The sequence below is a fragment of the Donghicola eburneus genome (assembly GCF_900115865.1).
Lineage (GTDB): Bacteria > Pseudomonadota > Alphaproteobacteria > Rhodobacterales > Rhodobacteraceae > Donghicola > Donghicola eburneus.
Genome location: NZ_FOXY01000006.1, coordinates 133,895 through 147,762, shown reverse-complemented (window position 1 = coordinate 147,762; position 13,868 = coordinate 133,895). Strand labels below are relative to the sequence as shown.

The window sequence follows — 13,868 nt, the reverse complement described above, 5'->3', positions numbered from 1 at the left end:
CGCACCTTCATATCTCAGGAGATAGGCGACACCGGACCCGGCAGGTCCCCCGCGATTTCCAGCTGAAGTAGAGGTATTTGTCACAATGGCCCCCGGTTAAAGTCTTGTTTTATAAAATCTGGCGAAACGTTGCCGCGACTCGCGACCTAAGTCTTTGATGGCCAAGGAAATGATGGCCTGAAAAATATAACTTGCTAACTAAATTACATATTAATTGAAACTTTTCCATGAAATTTGTCAAAATTAGCACATAAATTCACAGAGCAGACTCAAATCAAACACAATCAAAATAATAGCAATGGGCACTATATAAATTCAAATTTTGCAAATTACCATATAGCTTATGCGTAATCATATTTCTGGGCATAGCTATCGGGATCTTCCCTAACATCGACCATGGTCATCACAAGGCCAATATTGTTCACACCCACGTTTTCGAGCGTATCGAGCCCATATTTAACCGATTTCTCAGAGGTATGGCGCCAGCGTACGAGGTACAGCACCCAATCAACCACAGTGGCAATCTGCAGCCCGTCAGACACAGCTAGGATGGGCGGTGCGTCAATTACCACCACATCGTAGCGCTCTTTCAACTCTGCCACCATATCACGAAGCTGCTCTCCATTCACGCCATCAGCCATAAGAGACTGGTGTTTGCCCGCGCCGGTGATATCAAATAGAGTTTTCTGCCCCTTGATGATTGCCTCATCAATTGTGATTTCACCTTTAAAGTAATTCGATAGATCGACCATTTGGCCTTCGGTGAATTCTGCCTGCAACGTGCCTCGGCGATTGTCCAAGTCGACAAGGATTGTCGAGACACCTGCCATTGCGCTGGCGTGCGCGAGCGCAACAGCGGTAGAGGTCTTCCCCTCGTCCGGTGCCGACGACAAGAGAAGGTAGCAATTCTTGCGCTGCCGTGTGGCGATCGGCAAAATTGCCCTCAACTGCCTGATCCGTTCATTCAAAAGGTGATAGCCACGGCTATTCAATAGACCTACGACGTCTTTAGGAGAAGTGACCTCTGCGCGGGGCAGCGCGCTCATGACAGGCAGACCTGTCGCGCTTTCTAACTGACGCGCAGTTGCAAAGCCCCCACGGGTCATCTCGATGATCAACACTGCGACCAATCCTACTGTCATTCCGATCGCTGCGCCAAACACGGTCAACAGCTTCACGCGCGGGGACGAGGGCACCAGTGGGAAAGAGGCTGGGTTGATGACCTTTGCGTCAGCTCTCTGAATTTCGACCTGCGCTTGTGTCATCCCGAGGCGGGTGAGCATTTCATCAAATCGCAGCCGCGCTGCCTCTGCCTCCCGCTCAACTTGACGAAGGCGCAGAGACGAGTTCGATAAGTTAGAGAGCTTGTCTTGCAGGTCCGATACGTCTTCGCTCAGCGACAGCTCGCGCGACGCCAGTACATTGATGCGTGTCTCATAGCCTCGCATAATGTTGTCGACTTCTTGGGCTATGCTCGCGTCAATCTCTGCGATTTCTTTGGCGATGTTCCGACGCGTTGGGTGGTTTTCACCGAGAGCCGAAGAAAGCGAGGCATCTTCGCGCAGAAGCTCCTGACGTGCTTCTCGCATCGCCTTTACGTAGGGCACATCCAGCGAATCCGCGACCGCGACTGCGCCTTGCGCGTCTTTGAGCAGTTGGGTCTGTCGCAAATTTGCAGATTCGGTCGCGCGTTCAGAGCGCGCGAGCGCGAGTTGCTGGTTCAACTCACCCAACTGCTGCTCAAGAACATCTTCAGACGCACCGCTAGACTGGAGGACTTCGCGTTTGAATTCCTCGACACGCGCCTCGGCGGCCAACACTTCTTGGCGTGCGACTTCAACCTGATCAGACAACCAGCGCGTCGCGTTGCTTGCCACCGCCTGACGATCATTCAGCTGATCAGCAATGTAGACCTCTACAAGTGTATCAGCGACAACAGTTGAAAGCTGCGGATCAATTGTCGTCACAGAGACTTCGATCACATAAGATTCACCAACACGGTAAACATTGATCCCGTTCTGTAGCTCTTCGGCGACGAATTTAAGGCGCTGCTGATCACGCGACACGATACTGTCGTCAAAGTACTCATATCCATCTTCGCCAGCTAGTATATCAAAGCGATCCAGCCCTATGCGCTCCACTGCTGCACTCAGTAGCGCCATCGACCGCAGGACCGTCACTTCGCTTTCTAGCAGCGCGTCATCCAGCTTCAGATCGCCAACGACCTGTTCTTGCATAGACACAAACTGCTGGCCCCGTGTGTCCAACATGATGGTTGTGTGCGCCGTATATTTCTTGGGCTGCATATAAGCAGACAGGAAAAACACAACAGCAAAGCCAAAGATACAACCAAGGATAATATTCTTACGAACCCAAACCGACCGCAACATGCGGCTCAAATCTGCCCGATCATCTTCTTCCGGGCGAATGAAATCTGAGTCGCCCATGGCTCGTCCAGCAACCTGCGCCGAAAAATGTGGGCTTTGGGTGCCAAAATCAGTCATAAATAGAAACTCCAAAAATGCACGATTGTGCACTTATCCGAACAAATACACCTTCGGGTTACGGTTAAAGAACATGGTTGCGCCACGGCTGACAAGAGCGCTATCTCTTAATTATCACAATTTTTCCTCTTTGGGCGCCTTTCCTCCTCCGCCCTCTTTTGTTTCCGTAAGATATATTATCGGAGTGATATTTTGCTCTTTAGTAAGCTAAAGTCATCTTTTGCAAAAACAGGTGGCACAGCCGCGATATCCGTTTTTGGCCTCGCATCCCAACAAATTGCATCGTTTGTTATTACCCTATTAGCTGCAGGATTTCTGACAGCGGCCGATTACGGCACCTACACCATTGCTATTATCGCAGTTGAGTTTGTAATTATGCTGACTCACTGCGGATATTTTCATTTCCTCGTCAATTCTGAGAAGGACGAGACTGCAGTTTTGTCGACTGTCTTTTGGATCATGTTGGCAATCGGCTTAGTGGGTGGCGCTGCCATGTATCTAGGCAGTGAGTGGCTGGCCCGACTCTTTGATGCGCCCGATCTCGCAGAGGTTCTACGCTATTTCGGGATATTTCAACCGTTTGTTTCAATCATAGGTTGGGCTTCAGCGGTGCTTACGCGCATGGGATTAATGAAGCGGTACTTTCTCATTTTGATTGCAGGAAATTTGGGCGGACTTTTGGTCGGTTGCATTATTCTAGTCGTCTGGAAGTCGCTTTTTGCACTGGTCGCCTATCGCGGTATCCGCACCCTGTTAGAGCTTGTCCTATTTGTCGCAGCATGTCCCAAGCGCCCTACACTCCGATTCGATCGTAAGATTGCTTACGAAGGTCTGCGATTCTCTAGCGGTCTCTATGGCTCTAGATTCCTGTCTTTTTTGGCCAATTTCGGCACGGACCTGATCCTTGCCTACGCGCTTTCCACAACTGAGGCTGGCCTTTACCGCTTTGCCAACAGGCTGGCGACCGGCACCGTGGACATCATCGCGCAGCCTTTGCGCAGCTTCGCCATCAAGCTCTTTGGCGCCGCGTCCCGCTTTTCTCAACCTCTGGATCCGATCTTCAAAATCATGCTCGCTGGCTCTGTTTTCCTGACGGGCGGTTTTGCGATCGCAATTTCAGCGTTGGGCGGTGGATTGATTGAGACATTCTTCCGCCCCGAATATGCAGCGGCGCTTGGAACCCTCTATGCCTTTGCCCTTCGGGCAGTCGCGCGCTCTGGCAATGACCTGATCGAGCCGGTTTTCGCAGCCCGACGTTCGACCCAAGTGACACTGCACACCAACCTCGTCTGGACCACGTTAATGCTGGGGACGATTGTCGTCTTTGCCCCCATGGGGTTTGAGACCATCGCGTGGGCGCAGGCGGGTGTCCAGATCCTCTCCTTCATCGGGTCCTTGCTGGTGTTCAAATACTGGGGTCGGATTGATCTGAGCAGCGCAATGCCGCCGCTTTTCATGGGCTTAGGGCTTCTTGGGGTCTACGGGATCGCCGTCATCACTGGGATTTTCGCGATTGGCGCGTTTGAATTTAGCCAAGAAATTCGCTTTGTTCTGATCACGTTGGTCACGTTGATCCTCGCAGCGCCGACAATTTACATCGGCATCCGCTCAAGTGTTCTTGAAATGAGCATTTTTGAGTCGCGCTAAAGGCTATCGGCCATCAGCTGACGCTGGTGGCCTACTCTGCCAAGCCCCACGCCTCTAGGTGTGCAAAGGCCTTTTCAGCGGCGATTTCCCACGTGAAAGCCCGAGCACGCGCAAGCCCTTTCGCTCGCAGGTCCTCGGCATACGCCGGATCGGTGTTGATCCGAGAGATATTGGATACGATCTGGTCGGGCTGTCCGACTTTGGCAAAGAGGCCAGCCTCCCCGACCACTTCTGGCAGCGCGCCGCAGGGCGAAACAACAGCAATCGCCCCACGCGCCATGCCCTCTAGCGCGGGCATACCGAACCCCTCTTCCAAGGAAGGGACACAAACCGCGAGCGCCTTGTCGTAAAGTGCGGCAAGTTCTTCGTCTGACACAAAACCAGGGAAATGCACATTTTCAGGAACGTCATGGCCCGCTGCGACAAAGTCCGCGCGAGACGCCTTGCCGAAAAGAACCAACTGAATGTTCGCCAACTCTGGCCGCGCGAACGCGCGTAAAAGATCACCGATATTCTTGTGTGGCAGCAGGCTACTGAGGCCGACGCAAAATGGGGTTTCCTCGTTGAACGACAACCGCTCGAAGATTGCGCGATTCCCCTGGACGCGACCAACATTCCCAGGGCCGTTGGGTACAATGCCATAGTGCTCAGCTCGTCCGATCCCATGCTTCAATAGACTGACCTTGGAGTGTTCTGAAGGGGTCAGCACGTAGTTGCCCTTGGCCCCCGCTCTTCGAGAAAGAAACTCTCTCCATATCCGCGTCAGACGGCTATAAGAGTTCGGAGACGTCATGACATGCGCATCGTGAAGCATTGTCACGTAGCCGCGCCCAAATACCGGCACCGTATTGAAAAGGCTTAGGATTACGCCATCGGACCGCAAACTCGGAAGTTCGGTTTGCTCCCAAATGATACCTGATCGACGACCATGAGCACGCGATGGAATGCCGGTCGCCTCTGCCTTTGACAAAAGAGCCTGAGGCACCACGAGCTCGACCTGCCAACCATTCGGGTGCGCGATACTGTGCCGATGCAACGCAGCGCTCAACTCTCTGGCAACAGCATTAACGGCCGTTTCGCCGCCGGACAGGAAACGTCCGTTGATTAACAGCTTCCGCATTGGCCTGCTCGCAATAAAATGTACTGGAAAACAAAACGGTTCAGGGGCACCCCAAGGGCGCCCCAGTGCACTAAGCAAAAATCGACTTAACCCTTGGCGCCCTGTCCACGGGAATACACATCGTCGTAGCGCACGATATCATCTTCGCCGACGTAAGAGCCGGTCTGGACTTCGATCAGGACCATCGGCACCTTGCCGGGGTTCTCCATCCGGTGGACAGAGCCAAGAGGCACATAGATCGACTCGTTCTCGGTCACCAGACGCACTTCGTCATCGACGGTCACCTTGGCGGTTCCTTCAACCACGATCCAATGCTCGGAGCGATGGAAGTGGCTTTGGAGAGAAAGAGATGCACCGGGATGCACTTGAATCCGCTTCACCTGGAAACGCGAGCCGACGACGAGGCTCTCGAACCAACCCCACGGACGGTGATCTTTGGGGAAAGCTTCTGCCTGCAGTGCAGACTTTTTCTTCAGTTCGGAAACCGCTTTCTTCACGTCCTGCGCACGATCTTTGTGCGCAACCAGGACCGCGTCATTCATTGCGACAGCTACGATATCTTCAACCCCGATGCCAACCAGTTCGACCTGAGGAGACTCTGACCGCAGCACGGAGTTCTTACAGTCGATTGCTGTCACACCGTCAGTGGTCGCAACGCCATCGTCGTTCCGGTCCATTGCGCGCCAAACAGCGTCCCAACCGCCAAGATCCGACCAAAGCGCGTCATAAGGTACAACTGCCAGATCCGAAGCCTTCTCCATGATGGCATAGTCGATCGAGACATCTTCGGCCTGCTCCCACGCCTCTGGCGCCAAGCGCAGGAAACCGAGGTCAGGTACGGCGTCTGCGACAGCCTTTTCGACCGGAGCGATCAGATTCGGTGCGTGCTCGTTAAAGGCTGCAATGATGTCCGCCGCACGGAACAAAAAGATGCCCGCGTTCCACAAGAACCCACCAGCATCCACCATCCGTTGCGCATTTTCTGCGTCAGGCTTTTCGACAAAGCACTTGAGCGAGGTCACACCGTCCTCGGTCTGGCCGTTCAGCTCCAGATAGCCATAACCGGTCTCGGGACGGTCAGGGCGGATTCCAAACAGAACCAGTTTGCCTTTCTCTGCTGCTTTGACACCCTTCGCAACAGCACTGCGGAACGCATCGGAATCAGGCATCATGTGATCAGACGGAGCCACCAGCATGATCGCATCAGGGTTTGACGCATACAAATGCATCGCGGCGGCTAGCACGGCAGGCGCAGTATTACGCGCCGACGGCTCAATCAGAACAGGGCCGGGATCGACTCCCATCTCAGACAATTGCTCGACCACAATGAACCGGAAGTCAGAGTTGGTCACAACCAGCGGCTTGTCATAAGCGATCCCGTCGCCCACGCCACTCAGCCGTTTTGCTGTTTGTTGGAACAGGGTGCTCCCACCCACAAGCGGTACAAACTGCTTCGGGTAACTCTTTCGAGACAGCGGCCAGAGCCGTGTACCTGAGCCGCCGCACAAGATAACCGGAGTAACAGAATTCATCAGAAGAACGCCTTCAGTGTTTTTTAAATACTACAATAGAAATACTAAAATTCTACGAGGCCAAGCACGGTGTTTCGCCCGGCACTCTCAGACCTCTCTCACCTTGTACACAACATATTTTCAGCATGCCACAGTTAGCGAAGTCTTGGGCCATTAAAATAGGACCTGCACAACAAATGACCGCACAAATATTGGCGTTTGCTTTTGCAAATAGTTTCCCTCTGGATCATTTTTTCTGATCTGGGATTTTTGCCTTGCAACAGCTTCGCTGAACAAAGAAGTTCGGTCTAAATCTCGATATCCGTAGTCTCATTTTTGGTCCAAAAGCGTTAGGTAGAGATAGCAGGATCTGGTTATTCTCAGTCACGGTATTTCTTTATGAATAGTTATGTATTGAACGCGCGTTTCTTGATGCGCCCGCTCACTGGCGTCGATCGCGTCGCAACCGAACTTATCTCTGCATCGCTGGACGCAGGCATTCCCTCTCGCTTCAAAGATATTTTGGCCGTCCGCCCTAAGGGCGCCGTCGTCGCGGCGAGTGAACGCCCCAAAGATTTGCTATCAATCACCAGCACCTCTTCATCAAAATTGACTGGCCACCCGTGGGAGCAACTGGCGCTTGCCAAAGAAAGCCCTGAGTCTTGGCTGATCAGCTTATGCAACATGGGACCTGTTTTGAGGAAAAAGCAGGTTGTTATGATGCACGACGCGCAAGCGTTTCGGCAGCCAGAGACCTATTCTCGCGCTTTCCGCAGTTTTTACCACTTCGTTCAACCCCGTCTGGGGCATCGCGCGCAGACTATTCTGACCGTCTCCGAGCATTCAAAAAGGGAACTTGAGCACTTTGGCGTGGTTCCGAAAGACAAAGCTATCGTCATCCCGAATGGTGCCGATCACATCCTTCGGCTTGCCGCCGACGCTCGTATCCTTGACCGGCACAGCCTAAGCACTGGCGGATATTTTCTGGCGATCGGCAGTCTCGCCCCCCACAAGAATTTGAAAATGCTCGTCGACGCATCCAACGCGCGTTCAGACAAGCAACGACCACTGGTGATTGCAGGCGGTGGAAATGCAGCCGTTTTTGGCGCCAATGGCCTGAGGGAATCCGAGCACATCAAAATGCTCGGGCGCGTTACCGATGAAGAACTTCGTGCGCTCTATGAAAACGCTTTTGCGCTCGTATTCCCTTCGAAAACAGAGGGTTTCGGCCTCCCCCCCGCAGAAGCTATGACGCTAGGATGTCCTGTGATTGCCTCCACGGGCGGAGCGATCCCCGAAGTGACTGAAGGTGCAGCCATCAGCGTGTCCCCTTCCGATCAAGGTGCTTGGACAAAAGCCATGGAGAATCTGGAGCAATGCACCACTCTCTCAGACGAATTGAGGGAGCAAGGACGAGAGCGCGCGAAAATGTTCACTTGGGCTCGTGCATCTGACAAGTTCCTCAGCGTTCTAGACGATTTGCCGTCGGACTAACTCCGCTAGATCGGACCTCTTAGCAAATCACTCGTACAACATGCGTCAGAAACCTTATCTCTTCTAAAGGGATGAGATAACGCTCCGCGCGCAGCAGCGGGCGAGCCCGGCTCGCAACTTTATAAAAATGCAATCTCTTTCACTCACGAGTTGCAAAATCGGGTTTGCGGATTGTCGAAAAATAACTTATACTTACATAAAGCATTGTAAATTAGTTACCCGTGAGATTACAGCACCCAAGTTTGCCGCCTCGTACATTGCGATTTTAATCAATCCGAACAACGGATTGTGAACACTGCTCTATCAATTTGCGCCAAACAGTTAAACGTCGGCAACATTTGGCCGTATTTCAAAAGAGTGAATGCGGATTTCCACCGGCAAAAAGTCTATATCAAATTTAGGAGTTGAACCGCATTTGATACACCTATATTTCTGCAATAGACAGCGATGGTAGATGAGATGTTCAGCGCAAATATAATAAGAAAAAAGCAGACGGCTTCGAGAGCCAAGGTGCAACACGATCAGCGTGATGTGTCAGGTGAGAAGCCGCGCGCTGTTTTACCTGGCGCTGCGTTCTTTGCGATTCCGGTATCGCTTGTTTTCACCGCTTGGGTGATTGCAGAGCTCGGCATCTCACTTTGGTGGGCCTTGCCGATTTACAGCCTGATCGGAGCGTCGGTCATCTTCTTGTTCGCAGTTCTACCGCGGACTTGATCACATAATTTTGGCGAGCGAAGCGTAAACGCCCTCACGGAACGCGTTTTCGTCAAACAGACGGGCGCGGTTGACACAAATCTGAGGATCAACGGCATCAAGACCGGCATTCTCGAACCGTTCAACCGCGTCCACCAACTCCTCAACGGTCTGATTTTTAAAGAACAGACCAGTCTCGTTTTCCACCACAGAGTCCAAAATGCCTCCGCGCCCGTAAGCGATTACGGGCCGACCAGATGCCATTGCCTCAACCGGTACGATTCCAAAATCCTCTTCTCCCGGAAAGATGAGTGCTTTGCACCGCGCCATATGGTCTTTCAAAACATCGAAGGGGGCTTTGCCTAGGAACTTGGTTTTAGGACCGGCGATGGCTTGCAACTTTTTCACCGTCTCGTCTGGACCACCAATGACGACGAACGGCTTGTCCAATTTCTTGAATGCTTCAACCGCAAGATCGGGCCGCTTGTAAGGCGCCAATTCTCCGACCCACAGATAAAAATTCCCAAGCTCGGACGATGCAACAGGCTTGAAATCGTCCACCGCAACGGGGGGCGCAACAACATCGGCGTCACGGCGCCAGTACTTTTTAATCCGGTTTGCCACGTGTCCCGAATTGGCAGCGAAACCATCAACACGTGCGGCACTCGTTACGTCCCATTGCCGCAATGAATGCGCAAGCAAAGGCATTGCCATCCGTGTGATAAACCCTGCTCCATTTCGGTACACATGGTACTGGTCCCACAGATATCTCATGGGCGAATGACAATAGCACAAATGAGGCGTATCCGGCGGCGCGATCACGCCCTTCGCGGGGCCAGATTCCGAAGAGATAACAAGGTCGTACCCAGTTAAGTCCAACTCTTCCAACGCCCGAGGCATCAGAGGCAGGTATTTCTGGTACATCTTGGTAGCCATCGGCAAACGGCCCACCCGGGTCTCAATAATCTTGTGCTTGGTAAGCGTAGCACTCAACTTTGCGGGATCGGCCACGTGCGTGAAAATGTCGGCTTGTGGAAACATACGGCAGAGGGCCTCAATGACCTTTTCGCCGCCGCGCATTCCCACAAGCCAGTAGTGAATAATCGCTACACGGCCAAACTCGTTACCACTCACGTCCTTGTCCTTATTCTGCCGTCGCTACGACCGGAGAGAGATCCATCCCCTCTAGGTACACAACGAGCGTATCGCCAGGCAGCAGTGTAGTCGCGTCGCTGATATCCTCAGGGGCAACACGGTCTGCACGCGGTCCCTGCAGCACATACGTCAGGTTAACAGTGTCAGAATTGAGCAGCGCGCTGATACTACCGCTGGTTAGCAACGCCAACTGCTCGAGGATATTCGAGTACTGCAAGGACAGAGAATCCACGCGAACCTGATCCTCCTTGAGGAAGGTCAACGCTTCAGTCCGGCGAGCGCTCTGGTACTGGCTACGCTCGGCTTTGGCATCAGCCACCGATTGAGTCGCAAGGACGCGTGCCGACTCCAACTCAATCTCGCGCGACCGCGCGTCGGCGTCCCGCTGCTCGGCGGCGGCCAAGCCAACGTTGGTCTGCAAGCCCCGCGCCTGCAGATCCCGTGCCTTGGCCAGATCATCGGCAGCGCTGGCAACAATGTCTTGCTGGACCTGAATGCGTTCACCAAAAAGCTGGATCTGCTTTTCAATCGAGGCGATCTCTTCAGCCCAAACGGACATCAACTCTTTCTCCTGCGCGGCCTCTGCTTGCAGGATCAGGTTTGATTTGCTCATAATTTCGCCCAGATCGACGGCGTCTTTCGCAGGAATGAGGGCCAGAAGCTCAGGGCTCAATTCAACGACATCCGTGCCATCTAGCACGGCTTGATATCGCGCAATGTCCGCCACTGTTGTCGCAATTTCCAAGTTAGCGGTTTTGATCCGTGCCTCTAAGTCACTACGCGTGGTTTGGAGTTCGTATCGCGAAATCCCCGCCAGTTCACTGCCGCCCGACAACGCCAGCGCCGATGCGACCGTCATGCCAGGAGTAAACTCGAAACGACCTGGTCGCGCCACATCCCCTGCCACGACAACAGGCGCATACTCTGTCAACTGAAGGCTCACAATCGGCTCAATGAACATGCCAGAGTTAATGATGTCCGCCTCGAGCTTTTCTTCAGCCTCATCGAGCGTCAGACCAGCAACGGTCACACCGCCAACGTTCACGACGCGCATCTGGCCATTGATATCAATCTTGACCTCGGCCGGCTCGCCCAAACCCGAGTACATGAACTCTAGCGTGTCCCCCGCAACCAAGCGGTACGAGTCAGCCACAGCGCCAGAGACTAACAGAGAGAACGAAGCGATCGAAAAGCCCGCAACGCGCAGGAACTTTGAACCGGTTGAGTATCGCAAAAGACACCTCGGAATACTTAAATTTTCACTTACAAAAAGGCAGTAGAGAAATGTAAGCCGATAAAAATTCTAAATTTACATGTCCAAGAAGACATTTCATTAATCGTGTATAGACATACTCTCTCACCACCAGCGTTTAAAGCGAAAAAGGCAAAATTGTGCCGAGTGACTCTATTTTACCCAAAACGCCCCCAAAGTTTGCGCAACGTCGATTAATGCAATGCATATCCTTTCATTTACTCAATCACTCATCGTGTCATTTTTTTACCTTTTTGATATTTTTAAAAACTCTAAAGTTTCGAAAATGATCTCCAGAAATAATATTCATCAACTCTCATCGCAATTCCTTCCCTAGCCGGCTTCTTTACTATAAAGTTTAATCTCAGATCATCGTATCCTCGGTTTTAAATGTTTTCCTTCAATCGCCTTTTCGGCCGCGAGGTCGAACCTGCAAACTCCAAACTATCGAGCCCGCAGCTCTCAGAACCACTGTTCGTCATTGGCGACATTCACGGATGCCACGATCAACTGGAGACTTTGCTCGAGAAAATTTGGCAGGCCGAAGGGTATGATGCGCGTATCATCACGGTGGGCGACATGATCGATCGCGGGGCGGACTCCTCTGCCGTGCTTCAGCGCCTCATCGCGCTCCAACGTGTGGCAGGGTCCCGCCTGACCTGCCTCAAGGGGAACCACGAGCAAATGATGCTCGACTTTCTCGCAAAGCCTGAGTCGGCGGGTCTTCGCTGGATTCAGGCAGGTGGCCTTAACACACTCGAGTCGTTTAACGTTACTTGGGGCGGGCAGTTAAATAGCCTGACAGCCATCGCTGAACAGTTGTCCCAGGCGCTAGGCCCGGATCTACTTGCCTGGCTTCAGGGGCTGCCAACCTTCTGGGAAGAAAGCAATGTTGGCGTTGTCCACGCGGGTGCAGATCCCACTGCGCCCCTCTCGGATCAAAAGGACGATAACCTGATTTGGGGGCACAGTGATTTTCGCAAAGTGCGACGCCCCGACGGACAATGGATCGTTCACGGGCATAACATCGTCAAAGAGCCGCGGATCAAGAATGGGCGCATTTCGATCGACACAGGCGCCTACACCGGCCGACCGCTCACTGCCGTCGAAATTAACGACGGGCAAATCATGTTCTTGCAAAGTTAATCAGATTTGGTCGCGCCTGTGCTGAACAGGGCTCCGAGTGTAGGGTGTTGGCGCGATCTCGCGACGGTAAATGGACCCTTGCCGATCCTCCTGCGTTCTCCACTCCACAGGTTCATCTTCTTTTTCCGGCGATACACTTAGAAACCAAGCCCCGGCACCGAACAAAAACGCGATGTAGGAATAGCTCCCTGCCCACACATGGACTGTGGTCAAGGTCACGCACAGCCCGCAAATCGTGAACACCCAAGCACGCCGTTTATCCGCCAGCGACGAGCCCTCTGGTAGCGGTCGGAACGCCACGCGCAGTACCAAGTACAGCACGCCGGCAGCCAAGGTCATGAACCCGGGGATCCCCCAGCGCATCGTCGTTAAAAGCCAAAAGTTATCGACACTTGCTCCCATATAGGCTGGACGCACCCAGTCATTCAGACCAATCCCAAACAGCGGGCTCGTCCACACGTTCACCATACCCCAATCAAAGATGTAGAGCCGTGTGTAAGCCGAATGCGCTGAGAAGGTTGCATATGTCAAAAACACGCGCATCGGAGAACGACTAGAGGCGATGTCTACCACGATATAAGACAACACCAGCAACCCAAGGAAAATCAGCCAGCGGGCTCGGACGGTACGGAAAACCCATTGCCATCCTATCAACATAAACTGCAACGCGGCTGCCAGCAGCGCTCCGCTGGATAGCGACAGAAACGTGGCGAAAGACACAAGCCCTGCATTTCGGAGCCGGTGGGTCGGCGCGATATCCTGCTTGAGACCAACCCACACCAACGAGATCGCGGTCGAGCAAACGAGTCCGTATAAAATGGGGTGCGGGAACACGACCAGCACACGGTGCAGCCCCATCCTCGGGTCCATCTCAAAAGGGAGCGAAGCAGTAAAAAACGGAAGCCGGTCAATCAGTTCTGGCACCAAGGCACGCCCCGTGAGCGCCTCGATCAGAGCAGGCACGAGGCTGAGGACAACAATGGCAGCAAAGAACCGACAGAATGCGCCAAAGCTCTTCTGGTCTCGGATGGACGCGCGCGCGATCAGATAGCCGCCTAGAAACTCAACGGATGCGGACCCCGTCGCGGAAACGAGGGAGGCCGGATTATTGACCGCCAGCGACAGGCTCACCCAGCATAAGTGCATCACAAACAAAACGTCGGTCACGATCACGCGTCCAAAATGCCCGATCACCAACCGGACAAAGAGCGGCCCCGTCACTAACAAGAGGTAAAACCTCAGTGCATTCATCGCCAACGGCCCGAGTTGAAAGTCGACCGGCAGAAACAAAGCAATCAAATACAGTCGCATCAGCCATATCGCGCCCGTTCCGGTCTCGGGGACTG

At 53.2% G+C, this 13,868-nt stretch carries 10 protein-coding genes; 4 read left to right on the top strand and 6 right to left on the bottom strand.

Annotated elements, in window-relative coordinates:
• Positions 1–341: 341 nt before the first annotated feature.
• Entirely contained in the window at positions 342–2,447 is a 2,106-nt protein-coding gene (locus tag BM225_RS12300) for a GumC family protein (RefSeq protein ID WP_177218619.1), read from the bottom strand.
• Between the two features lie 249 nt (positions 2,448–2,696).
• On the opposite strand from BM225_RS12300, the gene BM225_RS12295 reads away from it, so the two are divergent.
• A complete protein-coding gene (locus BM225_RS12295) occupies positions 2,697–4,151 on the top strand; it encodes an oligosaccharide flippase family protein (RefSeq protein ID WP_177218618.1) in 1,455 nt (484 codons plus the stop codon).
• A 31-nt stretch (positions 4,152–4,182) separates the two neighbouring features.
• Here BM225_RS12295 and BM225_RS12290 read toward each other — a convergent pair whose 3' ends face one another.
• Both BM225_RS12290 and BM225_RS12285 read right to left on the bottom strand, forming a co-directional pair.
• Positions 4,183–5,271 (bottom strand): glycosyltransferase family 4 protein, encoded by a 1,089-nt coding sequence (locus BM225_RS12290; protein WP_092464626.1) that lies wholly within the window; start codon positions 5,269–5,271, stop codon positions 4,183–4,185.
• Between the two features lie 86 nt (positions 5,272–5,357).
• Positions 5,358–6,803 carry a mannose-1-phosphate guanylyltransferase/mannose-6-phosphate isomerase gene (locus BM225_RS12285; RefSeq protein ID WP_092464624.1) on the bottom strand — a complete coding sequence of 482 codons (1,446 nt, stop codon included), beginning with the start codon at positions 6,801–6,803 and terminating at the stop codon, positions 5,358–5,360.
• 393 nt (positions 6,804–7,196) lie between these two features.
• On the opposite strand from BM225_RS12285, the gene BM225_RS12280 reads away from it, so the two are divergent.
• Entirely contained in the window at positions 7,197–8,276 is a 1,080-nt protein-coding gene (locus BM225_RS12280) for a glycosyltransferase family 4 protein (RefSeq protein WP_177218617.1), read from the top strand.
• Between the two features lie 510 nt (positions 8,277–8,786).
• On the top strand, positions 8,787–8,990 hold the full coding sequence (locus BM225_RS12275) for a hypothetical protein (protein WP_143095381.1): 204 nt from the start codon (positions 8,787–8,789) through the stop codon (positions 8,988–8,990).
• Here the strand turns inward: BM225_RS12275 and BM225_RS12270 are convergent, their stop codons facing one another.
• Together BM225_RS12270 and BM225_RS12265 are read right to left on the bottom strand one after the other, a co-directional pair.
• Positions 8,991–10,103 (bottom strand): glycosyltransferase, encoded by a 1,113-nt coding sequence (locus BM225_RS12270; protein ID WP_245780478.1) that lies wholly within the window; start codon positions 10,101–10,103, stop codon positions 8,991–8,993. It lies immediately after the preceding gene.
• 10 nt (positions 10,104–10,113) lie between these two features.
• Positions 10,114–11,358 (bottom strand): polysaccharide biosynthesis/export family protein, encoded by a 1,245-nt coding sequence (locus BM225_RS12265; protein ID WP_143095380.1) that lies wholly within the window; start codon positions 11,356–11,358, stop codon positions 10,114–10,116.
• 408 nt (positions 11,359–11,766) lie between these two features.
• On the opposite strand from BM225_RS12265, the gene BM225_RS12260 reads away from it, so the two are divergent.
• Complete coding sequence (locus BM225_RS12260) at positions 11,767–12,522, top strand: metallophosphoesterase (protein ID WP_092464616.1); 756 nt, start codon at positions 11,767–11,769, stop codon at positions 12,520–12,522.
• Here the strand turns inward: BM225_RS12260 and BM225_RS12255 are convergent, their stop codons facing one another.
• Positions 12,523–13,812, bottom strand: a complete 1,290-nt coding sequence (locus tag BM225_RS12255) for an O-antigen ligase family protein (protein ID WP_177218616.1) — start codon at positions 13,810–13,812, stop codon at positions 12,523–12,525.
• Between the last annotated feature and the right edge of the window lie 56 nt (positions 13,813–13,868).